Raw genomic sequence first — 21095 nt, 5'->3', positions numbered from 1 at the left:
TTGCGGACCGAATCGCGGCAGGCGCCGTCCGCTGCGTCCACAGCCTGCGTCCACGAGGCGGCGCTCCACCCGCGGATGGGCGCGCTGAAAAGCAGAAAGCCCGCGATCACCCGCGGGCTTTGCCTTCCGGTGCACCTTCCGCGGCGTCGGCATCGACGCCGCGGGTGGTGCGCGCCGCTTACCAGCTGAACTGCGTGCGCAGCGCGTACTGGCCGGTCTCGTCGCCGGTCACCTCGTTCTCGCCCTGCGTGTAGTTGAACATGAAGCGCAGGTTCGGATTGACGTAGTAGTTGACGCCGAAGATGGTGCTGGTCGCCTCGCGGTTGACCAGATCCTTGTTCTCGATGAAGTCGTAGCGCGCGGTCAGCTCCCAGATGCCGCTGTCGCCGACCTTCGGCGAAGCGAACACGCCGGTGCCGGGCTTGTAGGCCTTGTGACCGCCGTTGAGGATCCAGCTGCCCTGCAGGTACCAGGTGGTCACGTCCTGGTCGCGGGTCGGCTGGCCGAAGGTGGCGTTGACGTACTCGCCCTGGAAGAACAGCGGGCCGAACGAGCCGGCCGCTTCCAGGCCGTAGGCATCGACGGTGTTGCGGCTGGCACCGGTGGTGGTGGCGATGGCCTGCGCCGGGCCGCGACGGCCGGCGTAGTTGGCGGTGGCGACCAGGTCGGCCGAGCCCAGGTTCGCGTCCTCGCGGCTGTACCAGCCGCCGAAGTGCAGGGTCTGGTTGTCGGTGTTGATCGGCGCGAAGGTCACGCGGCCGGAGGCGCCCATGCCTTCGTTGCGGCTGCCGGAAGCGCCACGCAGGTTGAACACGGTGAACCCGGCGGTGTAGTTGTCGCCGGCGCGCAGGTAGCCCACGCCCTGCTGGAACTGGCGGCCGCTGAACAGGCCGGTCGCCGAGGCGAAGGGACGCTCCATCATCAGGATCTCGTTGGAGCTGGTCAGCTCCTCCATCGAGCGGTACGGCTTGAAGTGACCGATGGTGACCTTGCCGCCCCACAGGCTGGTGGCGATGAAGGCGTCGCGCAGGCCGTCCAGGTTGGAGCCGGCGGCGAAGTCCTGCTCGACCTTGTAGTCCCAGCCGTAAGCCTTGCCGGCCAGAGTCAGGCGCGCGCGGCGGAACTCGCTGGTGCCGGTGGTGGCGGCCAGGTCGCGGTCGAAGGCGTAGGCGTCGAAGTGGATGCGGCCGCCCAGCGAGGCCTCGAACTTCTTGTCCGGCGAGGTGACCTTGATGCCGCCCTTGGTCTCGACCTTCGGCGTGGTCGCCGCGATCGTCTCCAGGTTCTGCTGGGTGCCGATGTTGATGTCGGACTGCGCGTCGGTGCGCGTCTCCAACTCGACGACCTTGGCCTGCAGCGCGGCCAGCTGCGCCTTCAGTTCGGCCAGCTCGGCATTGTCGGCGGCGAACGCGCCGAAGCTGGTCGTGGACAGGGCCGCACCGAGCGCGACGGCCAGAATGGAATAACGCATGGGTGATCTCCGATGGTGGTGGCGAAGCGCGTGGGGGGCCTCTCCCGCGGTGCGGAACGTGAAGCGCCCGTTAAGACAGCGCGCAGCTTGCGACCGTCAGATGACAGTCCGGCGTTGACGCGATGACAGCCCCATGACATCCGGCGGGACGGTCGCGCCGTCCTGCGCGCGTCGGCGAAGACGCACGCCCCGAGTGCATGTCACGCATCCGTCATGCATGTGACGCGAAGCGGTCACCGGCCGGTTATGGAATGCGCCGGGTCGGACCTTCAAGGGTCCTCGACCACCCAATCGATCCACCAGGAGCCCACCCAGTGAACGTCACGTTCAAGACCCGCGTCGCCGCCGCTCTCATCGCGGTCACGTCGTCGATCTCCCTCGCCCACGCCAACGATGTCACCGGTGCCGGCGCATCCTTCATCTTCCCGGTCATGTCCAAGTGGTCGTCCGACTACAAGGGCGCCACCGGCAAGCAGGTCAATTACCAGTCGATCGGTTCGGGCGGCGGCATCGCCCAGATCAAGGCCGGTACCGTCGATTTCGGTTCTTCCGACGCCCCGCTGAAGCCGGAAGAGCTGGCCAAGCACGGCCTGGCCCAGTTCCCGTCGGTGATCGGCGGCGTGGTGCCGATCGTCAACGTGCAGGGCATCGCCCCGGGCGCGATGAAGCTGGACGGCGCGACCCTGGCCAACATCTTCCTCGGCAAGATCACCACCTGGAACGACCCGGCGCTGGTCGCGCTGAACCCCGGCCTGACCCTGCCTAATGCCAAGATCACCGTCGTGCACCGCTCGGACGGCTCGGGCACCACCTTCAACTTCGTCAACTACCTGTCCAAGGTCAGCCCGGAGTGGAAGACCAAGGTCGGCGAAGGCACTTCGGTCCAGTGGCCGGCCGGCATCGGCGGCAAGGGCAACGAAGGCGTGGCCGCCTACGTCAAGCAGATCAAGGGCGGCATCGGCTACGTCGAGCTGTCCTACGCACTGCAGAACAAGCTGTCGCACACCCAGCTGCGCAACGCCGCCGGTCGCTACGTGCAGCCGAGCCAGGAAAGCTTCCAGGCCGCCGCCGCCAGCGCCGACTGGGCCGGCAGCAAGGACTTCTACCTGGTGATGACCAACGCCCCGGGCAACGAGGCGTGGCCGATCACCGCGACCAACTTCATCCTGATGTACAAGCAGCCGAAGAACCAGACCGGCGCCAGGAACGCCAAGCAGTTCTTCCAGTGGATCTACGCCAACGGCGACGCCCAGGCCACCGCCCTGGACTACGTCCCGCTGCCGGATGCGCTGGTCAAGCAGATCGAGGCCTACTGGGCCCAGAACATGAAGTACTGAGCCCCCGGGACCTCTCTCCCCCTGTGCGCTCGGAGGGCGCGGACCGCAAGGTCCGCGCCCTTTTTCGTCCCTGGCATCGACCGTCCGGCGGGCACCTGCGGCCACGTCATACGGGTGTAACAAAAACATCATTTCATGAGCGCACCGCCGGCACGGCCGGCCCTCTGCGCTCCCTGACGACATGAACCTGAAGCCGGTCCGCCTCGCCGCCCTGTCCGCCCTCGCCCTGGCCCTCGCGGCCTGCCAGCCTTCGGGCGAAGGCACCGCTCCCGCCGCGGGTGGTGCGTCCACCGACGCGCCGGCCGCCGCCAACCCGGTCTCGGCCGAAGTCTCCGGTGCCGGCGCCTCGTTCATCTTCCCGCTGATGTCGAAGTGGTCGGCCGACTACAACGCCGCCACCGGCAGCAAGGTCAACTACCAGTCGATCGGCTCGGGCGGCGGCATCGCCCAGATCAAGGCCGGCACGGTCGACTTCGGCTCGTCCGACAAGCCGCTGCCGAGCGAGGAACTCGCGGCCGCCGGTCTGGGCCAGTTCCCGTCGGCGATCGGCGGCGTGGTCCCGGTGTTCAACATCGACGGTATCGAGCCGGGCAAGCTGCGCCTGACCGGTGCCCAGCTGGCCGACATCTTCATGGGCAGGATCACCACCTGGAACGACCCGGCCCTGGTCGCCGCCAATCCGGGCGTGGCCCTGCCTGACGCCAAGATCACCATCGTCCACCGTTCCGACGGTTCGGGCACCACCTTCAACTTCAGCAACTACCTGTCCAAGGTCAGCGAGGAGTGGAAGGGCAAGGTCGGCGAAGGCACCTCGGTGCAGTGGCCGGCAGGCGTCGGCGGCAAGGGCAACGAAGGCGTGGCCTCCTACGTCAAGCAGATGAAGGGCGCGATCGGCTACGTCGAACTGGCCTACGCGCTGCAGAACGACATGCCCTACGCCTCGCTGCAGAACGCGGCCGGCAACTGGGTGCAGCCCAACGCCGAGACCTTCGCGGCCGCCGCGGCCAGCGCCGACTGGGCCAGCGCCAAGGACTTCAACCTGATCGTCACCAACGCTCCGGGCGCGGACGCGTGGCCGATCACCGCCACCAACTTCATGCTGATGCACAAGCAGCCCAAGGACGCCGCGCGCAGCCAGGCCGCGCTGGCCTTCTTCAAGTGGGCGTTCGAGAGCGGCCAGGCCCAGGCCAACGAGCTGCACTACGTGCCGCTGCCGCCGGAGCTGGTGCAGCAGATCGAGGCCTACTGGGCCGCCGAGTTCAAGTAAGCACGACGCGTCAACGCCGTCCCGCGCACGTCGGGCCGGTGACCAGGTCCTCCCTCCCGGACCTGGCCGCCGGCCCCGACCTGCACCACCGCCCGCAGCACGCAGCGACCCAGCGATGAACGCGACCACCCTCCCCCAGTCACTCTCCGCGCCGAGCGAACGCGACCTGCGCGATGCCCGCGCCGACCGCCTGTTCAAGTACGCCCTGGCCGCCACCGTCGTCTTCGTGCTCTTCGCCCTCGCCGGCGCGGCGCTGTCGATGCTGTGGGGCGGCCGCCATGCCCTGGAAGCGCAGGGCCTGAGCTTCTTCTATTCCACCGAGTGGAATCCGGTCGAGAACAAGTACGGCGCGCTGGTGCCGATCTACGGCACCCTGGTCACCGCGCTGATCGCGATGCTGATCGCGGTGCCGGTCAGCTTCGGCATCGCCTTCTTCCTGACCGAGGTCGCGCCGCGCTGGATGCGTGGCCCGGTCGGCACCGCGATCGAACTGCTGGCCGGCATCCCCTCGATCATCTACGGCATGTGGGGCCTGTTCGTGCTGGTCCCGGTGATGACCGAATACGTCACCCCGTTCCTCAACGAGAAACTCGGCCCGCTGCCGGTGATCGGCGCGCTGTTCCAGGGCCCGCCGCTCGGCATCGGCATGCTCACCGCCGGTTTCGTGCTGGCGATCATGGTGATCCCGTTCGTGTCCTCGATCATGCGCGAGGTGTTCCTGACCGTGCCGACCCGGCTGAAGGAATCGGCGTACGCGCTGGGCTCGACCAAGTGGGAAGTGAGCTGGGACATCGTCCTGCCGTACACCCGTTCGGCCGTCATCGGCGGCATCTTCCTCGGCCTGGGCCGCGCCCTCGGCGAAACCATGGCGGTGGCCTTCGTGATCGGCAACGCGGTGCGCTTCAGCCCGTCGCTGCTCGAGCCCAGCACCACCATCGCCGCGCTGATCGCCAACGATTTCGGCGAGGCCACCGAAACCTACCGCTCGGCCCTGCTGCTGCTCGGCTTCGTGCTGTTCATCGTGACCTTCCTGGTGCTGGCCATCGCCCGCTTCATGCTGCTGCAGCTTTCGCGCAAGGAGGGCAACTGATGTCCGCCGCCAGCAACGCGCTCTATACCCGCCGCCGCATCACCAACGTGGTGGCGCTGGTCCTGTCCTGCACGACCGCCGTGTTCGGCCTGTTCTTCCTCGGCTGGATCCTGTGGACGCTGGCCTCCAAGGGCATCGCCGGCGTCAACTGGGACCTGTTCACGAAGATCACCCCGCCGCCGATGCAGGAAGGCGGCCTGGCCAACGCCTTCTTCGGCAGCGCGGTGATGTGCGCGATGGCGATCGCCATCGGCACGCCGCTGGGCGTGGCCGCCGGCACCTGGCTGGCCGAGTACGGCAATGCGCGCAAGGCCGGCACCGTGGTCCGCTTCGTCAACGACATCCTGCTGTCGGCACCGTCGATCGTGCTCGGCCTGTTCGTCTATACCGCCTACGTGATGCAGACCGGCGGCAGCTTCTCGGCCTTCGCCGGTGCGCTGGCGCTGGCCTTCATCGTGCTGCCGGTGGTGGTCCGCACCACCGACGAGATGCTGCGGCTGGTGCCTGCGCAGATGCGCGAGGCCGCGCTGTCGCTGGGCATCCCGCAGTGGAAGGTCACCGTGCAGGTGCTGTACCGCAGCGCCTCGGCCGGCATCGTCACCGGCGTGCTGCTGGCCCTGGCCCGCATCTCCGGCGAGACCGCGCCGCTGCTGTTCACCGCGTTCGGCAACCAGTACTGGAGCGCCAACGTGTTCCAGCCGATGGCCAGCGTGCCGGTGGTGATGAACCAGTTCGCCGGAAGCCCGTTCGAATCGTGGCAGGTGCTGGCCTGGGCCGGCGCCCTGGTGCTGACCGTGTTCGTGCTGCTGATCAGCCTGGCCGCCCGCGCGCTCCTGCTGCGCAACAAGATCACCCATGACTGACTTTTCCCGGGATCCGTCCATGAACGACCTGCACTCCGCCGCCGTCCCGATGCAGCGCATCGCCGTCGCCCACCAGGGGACCGCCGCAGCCGCTCCGGCCCCGATCAAGCTGGCCGCGCGCGGCCTGGACTTCTACTACGACAGGTTCCATGCGCTGAAGGACATCCACCTGGAGATCCCGGAGAAGCGCGTGACAGCGCTGATCGGGCCCTCCGGCTGCGGCAAGTCCACCCTGCTGCGCATCTTCAATCGCATCTACGCGCTGTATCCGAAGCTGGAAGCGCGCGGCGAGGTGCTGCTGGACGGCGAGAACATCCTGTCGCCGAAGTACCCGATGAACCGGCTGCGCAGCAAGGTCGGCATGGTGTTCCAGAAACCGGTGCCGTTCCCGATGACCATCTTCGAGAACGTGGCCTACGGCATCCGCCACCACGAGAAGCTTTCGCGCGCCGACATGAACGTGCGCGTGGAACAGGCGCTGCGCCAGGCGGCGCTGTGGGACGAGGTCAAGGACAAGCTGGGCCAGAGCGCGCTGGGCCTGTCCGGCGGCCAGCAGCAGCGTCTGTGCATCGCCCGCGCCGTGGCCCTGCGCCCGGACGTGCTGCTGCTGGACGAGCCGACCTCGGCGCTGGACCCGATCTCCACCAGCCGCATCGAGCAGCTGGTCGAGGAGCTGAAGAACGATTACACGATCGTGATCGTGACCCACAACATGCAGCAGGCCGCGCGCGTGTCCGATTTCACCGCCTTCATGTACCTGGGCGACCTGATCGAACACGACCGCACCGAGACGATCTTCTCCAAGCCGTCCAGGCAGCAGACCGAGGATTACATCACCGGCCGCTTCGGCTGACCGCTCCGCTCCATCCGCCTCGGCGGCGCTGCCGCCCACCTTCCACGCTCCGGACATCGCCATGACCAGCTCCCATTCCCATGACCACATCGTCAAGAGCTACGACGACGAACAGCAGCGCCTGGTCGCCGAAGTCGTCCGCATGGGCGAGACCGCCGTCGCCCAGCTCGAGGCCGCGCTGGACGTGGTCGAACGCCGCGACGACAGCGCCGCGCGCCGGATCGTGGCCAACGACGAATCGATCGACGCGGCCGAGCGCCGGATCAGCCACGACGTGATGCTGCTGGCGCTGCGCGGCCCGATGGCGCGCGACTTGCGCGAGATCCTGGCCGGCCTGCGCATCCCCGCCGACATCGAGCGCATCGGCGACTACGCCGCCAACGTGGCCAAGCGCTCGATCGCGCTGAACGCCGCGCCGCCGCTGCCGCAGATCAACGGCCTGCGCGCGCTCGGCCAGCTGGCCGTGCGCCAGGTGCGCGAGGCGCTGGAGGCCTACCGCGTCAACGACGAGGCCCGCGCCCTGCGCGTGCGCGACAGCGATGCCGAGCTGGACCGCCAGTACACCGCGCTGTTCCGCGAGCTGCTGACCTACATGATGGAAGACCCGCGCAACATCACCCCGTGCACGCACCTGCTGTTCATGGCCAAGAACCTGGAGCGGATCGGCGACCACGCGACCAACATCGCCGAGAACGTCTGGTTCCTGGTCCACGGCGAGCAGCCGCTGCCGCCGCGCGAGAAGCAGGACGACACCAGCACCACCACCGGCGTGATCTGACCCGGCGCGGCCGGCGCGCACCGCGCCGGCCCTGCGGCCGCCCCGCGACGGCGGCCACGGTGGCGCTCGTTGCACGAAGGACTAACGCCGCGGGAGTAGACTTGCGCTCCCCACGGCGGCCACGCGCGCCGTCTCCCGCGCCCCTTCGGAGTGCTCGACATGTCCACCCAGAAACCCGTCGCGATCGCCCTCGGCACCGCCCTGGCCGGCCTGTCCCTGGCCGGCGCCTCGTTCGCCATGCAGCCGCTGGCGCAGGGCTACATGCTGGCCGCGGCCGACATCAAGGGCCAGGAAGGCAAGTGCGGCGAAGGCCGCTGCGGCATGCAGAAGGCCGATACCGACCAGGATGGCCGCATCTCGCAGGCCGAGTTCGCCGCCGCGCACCCGGACCGGACCGGACAGTTCGCGACCATCGACACCAACCAGGACGGCTTCATCGACGAGGCCGAACACCGCGCCCACCATGCCGCCAAGACGGTCGAGAACAAGGCCGAGAAGCAGGCCGGCGAAGGCAAATGCGGTGAGGGCAAGTGCGGCGAAGGCGGCTGCGGCGGCGCACGCTGAACCGCCCTGTCCCCCCTGCCCTCCAACGGGAGCCGGCGTCCGCACACGGACGCCCTTTCCGAGTGCGTTGCGATGCCGCTTCCTGATGCCAGCGCCGGTCTCGGCCTGCGCCGTGCCCTGCTCGATCCGCTGCAGGCGGCGCCGGCCGGGGCGTTCGACTTCCTCGAGTGCGCGCCCGACAACTGGATCGGCGTCGGCGGCCGGCTCGGCGAGGCGCTCGATGCGTTGACCGCGCGGCATCCGCTGACCTGCCATGGGCTGTCGCTGTCGCTGGGCGGGCCCGCGCCGCTGGACGAGCCCTTCCTGCAGCGCACCCGCCGTTTCCTCGACCGGCACAGGGTGGCGCTGTACAGCGAGCACCTGAGCTGGTGCAGCGACGACGGGCATCTGTACGACCTGATGCCGCTGCCCTTCACCGAGGCCGCGGTCGCCCATGTCGCGGCGCGGATCCGCCGCGTGCAGGACGTGCTGGGCCGCCGCATCGCGGTGGAGAACGTCTCCTACTACGCGGCACCGTGGCAGGCGATGGACGAGGCCGACTTCGTCGTCGCGGTGCTGGAGCAGGCCGACTGCGACCTGCTGCTCGACGTCAACAACGTCCATGTCAACGCGGTCAACCACGGCTACGACGCATCGGCCTTCCTCGCGCGCATGCCTTCGGCGCGGGTGGTCTGCTACCACGTCGCCGGGCATGACGACGAGGCCGCGGACCTGAAGGTCGATACCCACGGCGCGCCGGTGATCGACCCGGTCTGGGCGCTGCTCGGGGAAGCCTATCGCCTGCACGGCGTGCGCCCGACCCTGCTCGAGCGCGACTTCAACCTGCCGCCACTGCCGGTCCTGCTGGACGAGGTGGCGCGGATCCGCCGCATCCAGCAGCAGGCGGCAGCGGCCATGCCGGCAGCGCAGGCGGTGCCGCATGTCGGCTGACCTGCACGAGCAGCAGCGCGCGTTCGCGGCCCACCTGCGCGACCCGGACGCGCATCCGGCCCCGCCAGGCGTCGAAGCGCGCCGCATGGCGCTGTACCGCAGGCTGTTCCTCAACAACATCATCGGCCTGCTGTCGGGCAACTTCCCGGTCATCCGCACGGTCCTGGGCGAGCCTGGCTGGAACGCGCTGGTGGCGGCGTTCTATGCGCGGCATCGCAGCCGGACGCCGCTGTTTCCCGAACTTCCGCGCGAGTTCATCCGGTATCTGGAGGAGCGCGACGCTGCGGCCGGCGACCCGCCGTGGCTGGCCGAGCTGGCGCACTACGAATGGATCGAACTGGCGGTGCAGATCGACGATGCGCCGCTGCCGGCGCACGTCGCCGACGGCGACCTGCTGGAGGGAGTGCCGCTGGTGTCGCCCTACGTGCGCGCCCTGGCCTACCAGTGGCCGGTGCACCGGATCGGCCCGCAGCATCGGCCGACGCGGCCGCCGCCCGAACCGACCCTGCTGCTGGTGCGCCGCGACCAGGATGGACGTGCGCGCTTCGCCGCGTTGTCGCCGCTGGCCTACCGGCTGCTGGAGCGGCTGGCCGGTGCCGACCTGAGCGGCCGCGCCCAGCTGGAGGCGCTCGCGGCCGAGGCTGGCGTCGCCGCGGACGCCGCCTTCATCGCGCAGGGGCTGGCGCTGCTGCGCCGGATGCACGCCGAAGGCACGCTGCTGGGCACGCACCCGCAGGCTTGACCACCGCATCCGCACGCGCTCCAGGCGGGCGGCCGGCGCCGCTCTGCTACCCTTGCGCGATGACGCAGACCGACGACGCCACGCCTTCCGCCCCGATCACGCCGAGCCCGCTCGCACGCCGTTTCCGCGGGTTTCTGCCCGTCGTGGTCGACGTGGAGACCGGCGGCTTCGACTGGAACCGGCACGCGCTGCTGGAAATCGCCGCGGTCCCGATCGAGCTCGATGCCGAGGGCCTGTTCGTGCCCGGCGAAACCGCCAGCGCGCACCTGATCCCCGCGCCGGGCACCGAGATCGACCCGAAGTCGCTGGAGATCACCGGCATCGACCTGGACCACCCGTTCCGGCTGGCCAAACCCGAACGCGACGCGCTCGGCCACGTGTTCAACCACGTGCGCGCCGCAGTCCGCCGGCACGGCTGCCAGCGCGCGATCCTGGTCGGCCACAACGCGCATTTCGACCTGAACTTCGTCAACGCCGCGGTCGCCCGCAGCGGCCACAAGCGCAATCCCTTCCACCCGTTCAGCGTGTTCGACACGGTGACCATGGCCGGCATCGCCTACGGCCAGACCGTGCTCGCACGCGCGGCCGTGGCCGCGGGCCTGGAGTGGAACGCCGACGACGCGCACTCGGCCGTCTACGACGCCGAACAGACCGCCAGGGTGTTCTGCCGCATCGCCAACGCCTGGCCGTCGCCGATCCAGGGCTGATCCAGAAGGAGCCCGCGGCGGCGACGGGGCCTTCGGCACGGACGCCCGCGCAGGGCCGCGGTGCGTGACGCAGCGCCCACCATCGCCAGACAGCTGGTGATGATGTCGCCGCCGTGCTGTCGCAATGCGCTCCACCGCGCGACGCAGCACGCCGGTCGTCGCAGCGCCGGGATGTCCGCCGGCCTGCGTGCACGGCGACGCCGATCGCATCGGCGCCACCCGTTGGCCGCATCGGCATCCGGCGGCGTCCGCCGGTGGGACATGCGATGCCCACCTGCCCGGCGCGGATCGCCAGGCCGGGCGGACCAGACTTCAGTCGGTCCTGATCCGGTCGCGTCCCTCGCGCTTGGCCCGGTACAGCGCCTCGTCCACGCGACGGAACAGCGAGGCCGGGGTGTCGTCGGCCGAACAGGCGACCACGCCCGCGCTGAAGGTCACCTGCAGACCCTCGACCCCGGCCCAGTCGCCGTGCGCGCGGAACCGGCCGCGCAGGCGCTCGCAGGCCGCGACCGCCGCTTCCAGCCGGGTGTCGACCATCAGCAGCGCGAACTCCTCGCCGCCCAGCCGCGCCAGCAGGTCGGAGCTGCGGCAATCGGCGGCCAGTACACGCCCCACCTCGCGCAGCACCTGGTCGCCGGTGCTGTGCGACCAGGTGTCGTTGATCCGCTTGAAATGGTCGATGTCGATCATCGCCAGGCACAGCGGCCGCCCGCCACGCCGCGCCACCGCCAGTTCGCGCGCCAGCACCTCGTCGAAATGCCGGCGGTTGGCCAGCCCGGTCAGCGCGTCCTCGCGCGCCTGCCGTTCGGAGATCTCGGCCTGGCTGCGCAGCTGGTCGAGCAGTTCGTTGCGCTCGCGGTCGGCCACCAGCAGGCGCTCGGTCTGCTGGCGCAGGTCGCGGGTGCGCTCGTGCACCTGCCGTTCCAGCTCCAGGTTGCGGTTGCGGTAGCGGTGGATCAGGTAGCGGTACAGCGCGATCAGCCCGAGCAACGCCGCGAGGGTGGCCGCCAGCCGGACGCTGGCGCGCTGCCACCACAGCGGCTGCACGGTGAAGGTCCAGGCCGCGGCCTCGCGGCTCCACTCGCCATCGGGATGGGCGGCGGCGATCTGCAGCGTGTAGTTGCCCGGCGGCAGGCTCAGGAACTCCACGCTGCGCTGCTGGCCGCGGTCGATCCACTGGCTGTCCAGCCCGAGCAGGCGCGTGCGGTAGCGGATGCGTTCGGAGAACAGGTAGCTCAGGCCGGCGTAGGACACGGTCAGGCGCTGCCCGCCGGGAATGACCGCGCCGTCCTGCCAGGCCACGGCCTGGCCGTCGACCTGCACGCCTTCGACCACGGCAGGCGGCGCCGGCCGGCTCAGGTAGCGCTGCATCCGCGCGGGATCGACGCTGGCCACGCCACCGGCGGTGGCCAGCCACACGCTGCCGTCGCGGCGCAGGATCGTCGACGGCGCGGAACTGCCGTTGCCCTGCGAGCTGACCAGACCGTCGATCTCGGTATAGCGGTCCATCGCGATCGGCAGCACGCGGCCGTCGGCCGCGGCGTTGAGCGCCTGCATCGTGCTGCGCAGGACGCCACGGTTGCTGCTGATCCAGGCGTTGCCGACACGGTCCGGCACGAGCTGGAACACCGCGTCCACCGGCACGCCCTGCTCCAGGCCGACCCGATCGACCTGCCCGTCGCGCCAGCGGAACAGGCCGCGGTCGGTGGAGATCCAGACCGCGTCGCCGATCGGCTGGAATCCGAACACCGAGCGCGTGCCGCCCAGCGCCTCCAGGTCCAGGTGCTCGACCTGACCGTCGCGCAGCAGGTGGGCGCCTTCGACCGAGCCGATCCACAGGGTGTCGCCGACGCTGGCCAGCGCGGTGATCAGGCCGCGCGGCAGGCCCGGCACCGGCGGCGGCGCGCGCATCACCGCACCCTCCACCCGCAGCAGCCCGGTGCGGCTGCCGACCCAGACCGTGCCGTCCCGGGCCACGCTGATCGCACGCACATGCCCGCTGACCATGCCCTGCGCCGGCCCGTAGTGGGCGACGCGCCGGCCGTCGCGCAGCCGGAACACGCCATCGACGAAGGTGCCGACCCACAGGTCGCCGCTGCGGTCCTCGGCCAGGCTCAGCACCGACAGCGCCTCGCCGGTCGCGCCGCGGACCGGCGCGGGGTGGAAACGGCCATCCGTCCCCATCCGGTCCAGGCCACCGCCGCCACCGACCCAGAGCACGCCCTGCCGGTCCTCGATCAGCGCGCGCACGTAGTCGCCGCGCAAGCCATCGCGCCGGGTGTAGCCGTTGAACAGCGTCTCGCGCAGGCGGAACAGGCCGCCGTTGGCGCCGATCCAGATGCTGCCCTCGGCATCCTCCAGCAGGCTGGCGACGCGTCCGTTCGGCAGCACCTCGCCGGGCGCCATGCGCTCCAGCCCGTAGGGGCCGATCCGCAGCAGGCCGTGGTTCTCGGTGCCCAGCCACAGGCCGCCGTTGCGGTCCTGGAGCATGGCGGTGAACGTGCCGACGCCGGGCAGCGCATGCTGCTGGACGACGGCGCCGTCCTCGATCCGGTACACGCGCTGCGAGGCGGTGACCCAGATCGCGCCATCGGGGGCGCGGTACGGCCAGACCAGGCCCTTCGGCAGGTCCAGCGCCGCCGGCGCACGCCGCCAGCGGCCATCGGGCTCGCGCACGACCAGGCCGTCGAGGGTGCCGACCCAGATCCGGTCCTGCGCATCGATCGCCATCCGCGGGAAGCTGGCCGCGACCGGCAGCTCGGGCGGCGGCGCCAGGTAGTGGAAGCTGCCGTCAGGGTCGACCCGGCCCAGGCCATGGCCTTCGAACAGCAGCCACAGGCTGCCGCGGCTGTCCATTTCCATGTCGTGGATCAGCGCCTGCGGCCACTCGCCGCTGCGCTCCCAGTACCGCCAGCCGCCATCGTCGCCATGCCGGCCCAGGTTGCCGCGCGAGTCGGTCAGCCACAGCGTGCCTTCCGGATCGACGTACAGCGCGCCGATGCCGTTGTCGCGCAGGCCGGGGCGGCTGCCGCGGTCGATGACGGTGAAGTCGGTGCCGTTGTAGCGCACCACGCCTTCCCAGGTCGCGAACCACAGGTAGCCGTCGGGGGTCTGGGCGATGTCGCGCAGCGAGTTGTGCGGCAGGCCGTTGCGCGAGCTCCACGCGTCGACCGCGTAGTCGCGCAGCGGCGGCGCGACCGCGGCAGTGGCGCGCTGCGCGGCCGCGGCCGTTGCCGCCCACGTCGTCAGCCACAGCAGGCACAGCAGCGCCGCACCCGCCTGTCGTCGCCATCCCCGCATGCCATGCTCCACAAACGCCGGCGGGCTCGCCCCATCCGGCCCCACGCCCGCTTCGGCCCGTGCCGCAGCCGGATCAGACGCGCTGGCGCACCGCCTCGAACAGGCAGACACCGGCAGCCACCGACACGTTCAGGCTTTCGATGTCGCCCGGCATCGGGATGCTGACCAGCGCATCGCAGTGCTCGCGGGTGAGCCGGCGCAGGCCCTCGGCCTCGCCGCCGAGCACCAGCGCGACGTTGCCGCGCAGGTCCAGCGAATACAGCGACGGCTCGGACTCGCCCGCCAGGCCATAGATCCACACGCCCAGCTTCTGCAGGTCGCGCAGGCAGCGCGACAGGTTGGTCACCGACACCACCGGCAGCCGGTCGGCCGCACCGGCCGAGGTCTTGCGCACCGTGGCATTCACCGGCGCCGACTTGTCCTTGGGGATCACCACCGCGGTCGCGCCGGCGGCGGCGGCGCTGCGCAGGCAGGCACCGAGGTTGTGCGGATCCTGCACGCCGTCGAGCACCAGCAGCAGCGCACGGCCTTCGGCCGCCTCGATCAGGCCCGCCAGCTCGCTCTCGTCCCAGGTCTTCACCGCTGCATAGCGGGCGGCGACGCCCTGGTGGCGCAGATTGCCGCCGATCCCGTCCAGCGCCTGGGTGGCGACCTTGCGCACCTCGATGCCCACGCGCCGGGCCTGCTCCTCGATCTCGGTGAGGCGCGGATTGCGCCCGCCGGATTCGACCAGCACCTCGCGCACGTGTTCGGCATCGTGCTCGATGGCGGAGGCGACGGCGTTGACGCCGACCACCCACTGGTTCTGCTTGCTCATTGGCGGGATCGAAGAGAGGGAAAGAGAGAATGGTAGGCGCTGGCGCCCAGCGCAGCCAGCGCCACGCGCGTGAAGCCTGCCTGCCGGCACGTGAAGACGTTCATGCAGCGTGCCGCGCAGGCCGCGCGGCGGGTGCTCAGGGCCGCGGCGGCCAGTCGTCGGTATCGTGGTCCGGATGCTGGAAGGAGACCACGTCGGCAAGAAACGCCGCCGCCTCCAGGTCGTCCTCGGTGCGTCGCGCCGGCAGCGCGTCGAGCGCGCCGGCGAACGGCATCCGGCGTTCGATCCCGTACTGGATCACCGGCGGCAGCAGCGCCGGATCGTCGAAGGCGCCTGCCGCCACCGCGATGCCATCGGGCGCCTCGTAGGTCAGCGGCGTGCCGCAGTCGGCGCAGAAGCCGCGCCTGACCAGGTTGGACGAAGCGAAACGCTTCGGCTCGCCGCGGGTCCAGGCGAACTGCGCGCCACGCACCGACACCAGCGGCGCGTAGTACGCACCGAAGGCCTTCTGGCACATCCGGCAGTGGCAGATCGAGGCATCGTGCAGGCGGCCACGTACGCGGAAGCGGACGGCGCCGCACTGGCAGCCGCCGCTGTACTCGCCCGTCTTCGCCATCACCGCTGCCCCGGTCGTCATCGCTGGATGCCTCAGTACTTCTTCTTGGTGCGTCTGGCCGGCTGCCCACGCGGCGGCGGCGCCTTCGGCTCGGCCTCCTCGGCCAGGCGGAAGTCGATGCGCCGGTCCTCGACGCTGGCCTTCAGCACCAGGATCCGCAGCGGGTCGCCGAGCCGGAACTCGCGCCCGCGGCGCTCGCCGGCCAGGGTCTTGCGCACCGGGTCGAAGTGGTAATAGTCGTGCGGCAGCTGGGTCACGTGGACCAGGCCGGTGACCTTGGAGTCGTTCAGCTCGACGAACAGGCCGAAACTGGTAACGCCGCTGATCACGCCGTCGAACTGGCTGCCGACGTGCTTCTCCATCCACGCCGCGCGGTAGCGCTCGTCGACCTCGCGCTCGGCCTCGTCGGCGCGCCGCTCGCGCTCGGAGCACTGCAGCGCCAGTGCCGCCATCTCGCCCGGCGGGTACCGGTAGCTGGTCGCGCGCGCGCCGCTCAGCGCGTGCTTGATCGCCCGGTGCACCAGCAGGTCCGGATAACGCCGGATCGGCGAGGTGAAGTGGGCGTAGGCCTCCAGCGCCAGGCCGAAGTGGCCGTTGTTGTCCGGCGAGTACACCGCCAGGCTCTGGCTGCGCAGCAGCACCGACTCCAGCAGCGCCGCGTCGGGCCGGTCGCGCACCTTCTTCAGCAGCTGGGTGAAATCGCGCGGTTCGACCTTCGACCACGGCGGCATGCGCAGGCCGAACTCCTGCAGGAACTCCAGCAGGTCGGCGTACTTGGCCTCCGGCGGCCGCTCGTGCACGCGGTACGGGGCCGGCACCTGCTTGCCCAGCAGGTAGCGGGCGGCCTCGACGTTGGCGGCGATCATGCATTCCTCGATCAGCTTGTGCGCATCGTTGCGGGCCAGCATGCCGGCCTGCACGACCTCGCCTTCGCGGCCGATGACGAAACGTACCTCGGAGGACTCGAATTCGATCGCGCCGCGCTGCTGGCGGGCCTTGGCCAGCACCTGGTACAGCTGGTGCAGGCGCTCGACCTGCGGCAGCAGCGCGCCGATCTGGGTGCGGGCCTCTTCATCGTCCTCGCCCACCGCCTTCCACACCTGGGTGTAGGTCAGGCGCGCGTGCGAGTTCATCACCGCCTCGTAGAACTTCGAGCGGGTGACCTGGCCGTCGCGGTCGACCTGCATGTCGCAGACGAAGCAGAAGCGGTCGACCTTCGGGTTCAGCGAGCAGATGCCGTTGGACAGCGTCTCCGGCAGCATCGGCACGACGAAGCCGGGGAAGTAGACCGAGGTCGCGCGCTTCTGCGCCTCGTCGTCCAGCGGCGCGCCGGGGCGCACGTAATGGGAGACGTCGGCGATCGCCACCACCAGCCGGAAGCCGTTCCGGTTGGGTTCGCAGTAGACCGCGTCGTCGAAGTCCTTGGCGTCCTCGCCGTCGATGGTGACCAGCGGCAGCGCACGCAGATCCACGCGCTCGCCGATCGTGTCTTCCTCGATCGTCAGCGGCACGGCCATTGCCTCGGCCAGCACCTCCGGCGGGAACTCGTGCGGCAGGTCGTGCCCGTGGATGGCGGCCTCGACCACCAGCGACGGCGTCAGCCTGTCGCCCAGCACCGCCACGATGCGACCGATCGGCGGGCGCCGCGCATCCGGCGCCTGCACCAGTTCGCAGACCACCAGCTGGCCGTCGCGGGCGCCGCCGGTACCGTCCGGCGGTACCTGCACGTTGCGCTGCACGCGCTTGTCGTCGGGTACGACGAAGCTGATGCCCGCCTCGCTGCCGAAGCGGCCGATCAGCCGGGTCAGGCGCCGCTCCAGCACGCGCGCGATGCTGCCCTCGCGGCGGCCGCGGCGGTCGATGCCGGTGACGTTGGCCAGCACCCGGTCGCCATGCATGACCTTGCGCATTTCATAAGGCGGCAGGAACAGGTCGTCGCCACCACCGGCGTCCGGGCGCAGGAAGCCGAACCCGTCCGGGTTGGCGATCACCACGCCGGGGATCAGGTCGGTCTGCTGCACGGGAGCGAAGCCACCACGGCGGTTCTGCACCAACTGGCCGTCGCGGACCATCGCGCCCAGGCGCTTGCCGAGCGCGTCGAAGCGGTCCGGCGCGGTCAGCGACAGCGCACGGGCCAGCTCCTCGGCCGTCTGCGGGCCGTCGGCCGCTTCGAGCAACGCCAGGATCGCCTCGCGGCTGGCGATGGGCTGGGCATAACGCTCGGCCTCGCGTGCCGCGTGCGGATCCTGGAATCCACCGCGTGGCGCCGGCGCGCTGCGCGGGCGCGGGGCCCGCACCACCGGCGGCGGCTCGGGCATCCAGGGTGGGAGCTTCTTTCCCCCGCCCTGCGCCGTGCGGCCAGCCTTGGCGGCCTTGCCGGTCCTGTCACTGCCCGCTCCGGTCCCGCGGGTTCCTGCTCCGGCGTTGCCGCCGCGCTTGCCTGTTTTCTTCATGCCGGGATGGTACACCCCGCCCTGTTCTGCACCGCGTGCAGGATCGGCGTGCGCGGGTGTTGACAAGACCGCGGACGATCTCCAGAATGCGCGCCTCACCTGCCCAGGTGGCGGAATTGGTAGACGCACTAGTTTCAGGTACTAGCGGGTAAAACCGTGGAGGTTCGAGTCCTCTCCTGGGCACCAAGACAAGGCCGCGAGGCCCGACAGAAAACCCCGCTCCGGCGGGGTTTTCTGCATCTGGGCCCGGCGTGGCCGATGTGCGCACCGACACGCATCCCATCACGCGCGCCGTGCAGCGATGGCCACCGGCCGGACAGGCGGGCCACGGCGATGCACGCGTCCGGTACGCCTGCCGTGCATCCCGCGCACTCGCCACCCGGTTCGCACACGCATGCGGAAGCAGCGCGCGACGCCATCGCGACGGGCCCCGGCGAACGGATGCGACACGAATGTGTCCGACCCACTGCACGAATCGGATTTCACGTTGTATACTGCGCGCCCACCTGCCCAGGTGGCGGAATTGGTAGACGCACTAGTTTCAGGTACTAGCGGGTAAAACCGTGGAGGTTCGAGTCCTCTCCTGGGCACCAGGACACCGGCCGCAAGGCCCGACAGAAAACCCCGCTCCGGCGGGGTTTTCTGTTTTCTGCGCTTCCTCGATCCTGCGCCGGCGACCACGCGGCGGCCCTGCCGCCCGGTCCGCAGCGGCGCCCGCAAGGCCCGACTCAAGATGTCACCGCCCGTGCCGACAACGGCCGGTTGGCATTGCATCAGGAGCATGGAGCAGCGATGGCGTCGATCCGCACCACCCCCGCCGGCAGACACGGCAGCATCGCCCATCGCCTCATGCTCGGCACCGGCCTGCTGGCCCTGCTCTGCTTCGGCCTGACCGCCGCGCTGAGCCAGTGGATCAGCAAGCGCGCGCTGGTCGCGTCCTCGCGCGCGACCATCGAGAGCATCGCCCACTACCAGTCCGCGCGCATCGGCGCCGAACTGGAAAGCACGTTCAAGGCCAACGACACCCTGGTCAACACGCTGCTGGCCACACGGGCGCTGCATGGCCTGGAACGCGAGAGCGTCGACGCGGTGTTCCGCCAGCAGCTGCTGGCCAACCCGACCTGGGTCGGCACCGGCGTGCTGTGGGAAGCCGGTGCGTTCGACGGACGCAATCCCGAGCGCCTGCTCAGCTACTGGACCTGGGACGACGATGGCGCGCTGCTGTACGACGGCGCCACGCCCGGCGCGGACGACGCCTGGCACGCCCTGCCGCGGCAGTTGCGCCGGCCGGTGCTGCTGGAACCCTACGCCGACGTCACCGAAGGCCGCGACGAGAGCGTGCTGATGACCACGCTGTCCACGCCGATCATGCTGGACGACCAGTACCTCGGCGTCGTCCTGACCGATCTGGCGCTGTCCGGGCTGCAGCAGCGGCTGTCGCAGGTGCAGCCGATGGACGCGGGCTATCTCGAACTGATCTCGCCCGGTGGCATGGTGCTGGCCTCGCGCGATGCCACCCGGCTCGGCAGCCACCGCACCGATCCGGCCAGCCGCGCGATGCTCGCCGCCATCGCCGAGGGCCGCAGCCATGAACAGCTGCAGCCCGATGCCGATGGCTACGTGCGGGTTTACGTGCCGCTGCAGGCGGGCAAGGCGGAGGAACGCTTCAGCCTCGGCGTCGCGGTCCCGCAGGCGCGGCTGTCGGCGCAGTTCATGCAGCAGGCCCGGCAGATGCTGTGGATCATCGTGCTGGCCGGCGTGGCCTCGGTCGGCCTGCTCAGCCTGAGCCTGTTCCTGCTGGTGCGCTGGCTGCTGGTCAGGCCGCTGGCCTCGGCCATCGCGGTGGCCGGCGACATCGCCGACGGCCGCCTCGACGGCACGATCGCGCAGGGCCGCAACGACGAAGTCGGCCAGCTGCTCGGCGCGATGGCGCGCATGCAGGTGCAGCTCAAGGCGGTGATCCAGGCGCAGGCGGAGATGGCGCGCCGCCACGACGACGGCGACATCGGCTTCCGCATCGACCAGTCCGCGTTTCCCGGCGACTACGGGCGGATGGTGCGCGACACCAACGCGCTGGTCGCCTCGCACATCGCCCTGATGATGCGGCAGATGGAGGTCATGCAGCGCTACGCCATCGGCGACCTGTCCGAGGACATGGACCGCCTGCCCGGCGGCAAGGCGGTGCTCACCCGGACCATGGACACGGTCAAGGCCAACCTGGGCGCGATCAACGCCGAGATCCGGCGCCTGGCCGATGCCGCCGCCGACGGCGACTTCGCCCAGCGCGGCGACGAGCAGCGCTACGAACACGATTTCCGCGCGATGATCGCCGGCCTGAACCGGCTGATGCGCACCGCCGACGGCAACCTGTCCACGCTGTCGCAGCTGTTCCAGGCCATCGCCGACGGCGACCTCACCGGGCAGATGGACGGCGAGTTCAACGGCGTGTTCGCGCGCATGCGCGACGATGCCAACGCCACCGTGACGCGCCTGACCGGCATCGTCGACCGGATCCAGCTGGCCGCCGCGTCGATCGCCGATGCCGCCGGCAGCATCGCCTCGGGCAACGCCGACCTGTCCGGGCGCAGCGAACGCCAGACAGGCGACCTGGAAGCGGCGGCGGCTTCGATGGAGGAGCTCACCGCCACCGTGCGCGCCAACGCCGAGCGCGCGCACCAGGCCGACGACGCCTCGCGCCAGGCCGGCGACGCGGTCCGCGAGACCTCCGCGGCGATCGGCGAAGTGGTGCAGGTGATGGCGCAGATCGACCAGTCCTCCTCGCGGATCGGCGAGATCATCGCGGTGATCGACGGCATCGCCTTCCAGACCAACATCCTGGCGCTCAACGCCGCGGTCGAATCGGCGCGCGCCGGCGAGGAAGGCCGGGGCTTCGCGGTGGTCGCCAACGAAGTGCGCGGCCTGGCCCAGCGCTCGGCCACCGCGGCCCGCGAGATCCGGGGCCTGATCGAGGAGTCCGGCCAGCGGGTGGAGAACGGCCTGGCGATCAGCCGCCGCTCCGAGCAGGCCATCGGGCGCCTCAACGCCTCGGCCACCCGTACCTCCGCGCTGGTCAACGAGATCGCCGCGGCCAGCACCGAGCAGGCCGGGCGCCTGGAACAGATCAACCTGACCATCGCGCGGATGGACGAGGCCACCCACCAGAACGCGGCCCTGGTGCGGGAGGCATCCTCCGCGGCCGGTGCGCTGGAGGTCCTGGCCGGTCAGCTGGAGGAAGCGGTCTCGGTGTTCCAGACCCGCCGGGAGGCCGGCCCGCCGCGGGCCGCGTGACGCGGCGGCCGGCGCGGTC

Annotated in this window: 16 protein-coding genes and 2 tRNA genes; 13 read left to right on the top strand and 5 right to left on the bottom strand. The window is 70.5% G+C overall.

What is annotated here, in order from left to right:
- Positions 1-178 precede the first annotated feature (178 nt).
- Complete coding sequence (locus IB242_RS02775) at positions 179-1471, bottom strand: porin (protein WP_192275675.1); 1293 nt, start codon at positions 1469-1471, stop codon at positions 179-181.
- A gap of 314 nt (positions 1472-1785) precedes the next feature.
- On the opposite strand from IB242_RS02775, the gene pstS (IB242_RS02770) reads away from it, so the two are divergent.
- From pstS (IB242_RS02770) to rnt, 10 genes are all read left to right on the top strand, one after another.
- Positions 1786-2808 (top strand): phosphate ABC transporter substrate-binding protein PstS, encoded by a 1023-nt coding sequence (gene pstS, locus IB242_RS02770; protein WP_192275673.1) that lies wholly within the window; start codon positions 1786-1788, stop codon positions 2806-2808.
- 181 nt (positions 2809-2989) lie between these two features.
- Positions 2990-4075, top strand: a complete 1086-nt coding sequence (gene pstS / locus IB242_RS02765) for a phosphate ABC transporter substrate-binding protein PstS (RefSeq protein WP_192275671.1) — start codon at positions 2990-2992, stop codon at positions 4073-4075.
- A gap of 115 nt (positions 4076-4190) precedes the next feature.
- Positions 4191-5165: a phosphate ABC transporter permease subunit PstC gene (gene pstC / locus IB242_RS02760; RefSeq protein ID WP_192275669.1), complete on the top strand. Its 975-nt coding sequence runs from the start codon at positions 4191-4193 to the stop codon at positions 5163-5165.
- On the top strand, positions 5165-6028 hold the full coding sequence (pstA, locus tag IB242_RS02755) for a phosphate ABC transporter permease PstA (protein WP_192275667.1): 864 nt from the start codon (positions 5165-5167) through the stop codon (positions 6026-6028). The genes pstC and pstA overlap by 1 nt, the downstream gene beginning before the upstream one ends.
- 19 nt (positions 6029-6047) lie before the next feature.
- Complete coding sequence (gene pstB, locus IB242_RS02750; protein WP_192275665.1) at positions 6048-6881, top strand: phosphate ABC transporter ATP-binding protein PstB; 834 nt, start codon at positions 6048-6050, stop codon at positions 6879-6881.
- 61 nt (positions 6882-6942) lie between these two features.
- Complete coding sequence (gene phoU / locus IB242_RS02745; protein WP_192275663.1) at positions 6943-7659, top strand: phosphate signaling complex protein PhoU; 717 nt, start codon at positions 6943-6945, stop codon at positions 7657-7659.
- Positions 7660-7818: 159 nt separating this feature from the next.
- On the top strand, positions 7819-8223 hold the full coding sequence (locus IB242_RS02740) for a hypothetical protein (RefSeq protein WP_192275661.1): 405 nt from the start codon (positions 7819-7821) through the stop codon (positions 8221-8223).
- A gap of 72 nt (positions 8224-8295) precedes the next feature.
- The gene (locus tag IB242_RS02735) at positions 8296-9153 is read left to right on the top strand and encodes a DUF692 domain-containing protein (protein WP_192275659.1); all 858 of its coding nucleotides are present in this window, start codon (positions 8296-8298) and stop codon (positions 9151-9153) included.
- Positions 9143-9895, top strand: coding sequence for a putative DNA-binding domain-containing protein (locus IB242_RS02730; RefSeq protein WP_192275656.1), 753 nt, complete (start codon positions 9143-9145; stop codon positions 9893-9895). The genes IB242_RS02735 and IB242_RS02730 overlap by 11 nt, the downstream gene beginning before the upstream one ends.
- Before the next feature lie 59 nt (positions 9896-9954).
- Entirely contained in the window at positions 9955-10602 is a 648-nt protein-coding gene (gene rnt / locus IB242_RS02725) for a ribonuclease T (RefSeq protein ID WP_192275654.1), read from the top strand.
- Positions 10603-10914: 312 nt separating this feature from the next.
- On the opposite strand, the gene IB242_RS02720 is transcribed toward rnt, so the two are convergent.
- The 4 genes from IB242_RS02720 to rnr form a co-directional block, all read right to left on the bottom strand.
- On the bottom strand, positions 10915-13902 hold the full coding sequence (locus IB242_RS02720) for a ligand-binding sensor domain-containing diguanylate cyclase (protein WP_192275652.1): 2988 nt from the start codon (positions 13900-13902) through the stop codon (positions 10915-10917).
- Positions 13903-13975: 73 nt separating this feature from the next.
- Positions 13976-14719: a 23S rRNA (guanosine(2251)-2'-O)-methyltransferase RlmB gene (rlmB, locus tag IB242_RS02715; RefSeq protein ID WP_192275650.1), complete on the bottom strand. Its 744-nt coding sequence runs from the start codon at positions 14717-14719 to the stop codon at positions 13976-13978.
- A gap of 136 nt (positions 14720-14855) precedes the next feature.
- Positions 14856-15335, bottom strand: a complete 480-nt coding sequence (locus tag IB242_RS02710) for a GFA family protein (protein WP_192277653.1) — start codon at positions 15333-15335, stop codon at positions 14856-14858.
- A gap of 32 nt (positions 15336-15367) precedes the next feature.
- Entirely contained in the window at positions 15368-17653 is a 2286-nt protein-coding gene (gene rnr / locus IB242_RS02705) for a ribonuclease R (RefSeq protein WP_192275648.1), read from the bottom strand.
- A 236-nt stretch (positions 17654-17889) separates the two neighbouring features.
- Between rnr and IB242_RS02700 the strand changes: the two genes are divergently transcribed.
- The 3 genes from IB242_RS02700 to IB242_RS02690 all read left to right on the top strand — a co-directional run bounded on the left by IB242_RS02700 (position 17890) and on the right by IB242_RS02690 (position 21076).
- A tRNA-Leu gene (locus IB242_RS02700) sits at positions 17890-17974 on the top strand.
- A 322-nt stretch (positions 17975-18296) separates the two neighbouring features.
- Positions 18297-18381: transfer RNA gene (locus IB242_RS02695), tRNA-Leu, on the top strand.
- A 199-nt stretch (positions 18382-18580) separates the two neighbouring features.
- On the top strand, positions 18581-21076 hold the full coding sequence (locus tag IB242_RS02690; protein ID WP_192275646.1) for a methyl-accepting chemotaxis protein: 2496 nt from the start codon (positions 18581-18583) through the stop codon (positions 21074-21076).
- Positions 21077-21095 lie beyond the last annotated feature (19 nt).

The organism is Xanthomonas sp. XNM01, from assembly GCF_014851915.1.
Taxonomy (GTDB): domain Bacteria; phylum Pseudomonadota; class Gammaproteobacteria; order Xanthomonadales; family Xanthomonadaceae; genus Pseudoxanthomonas.
This window is presented reverse-complemented; position numbering and strand designations above follow the sequence as displayed.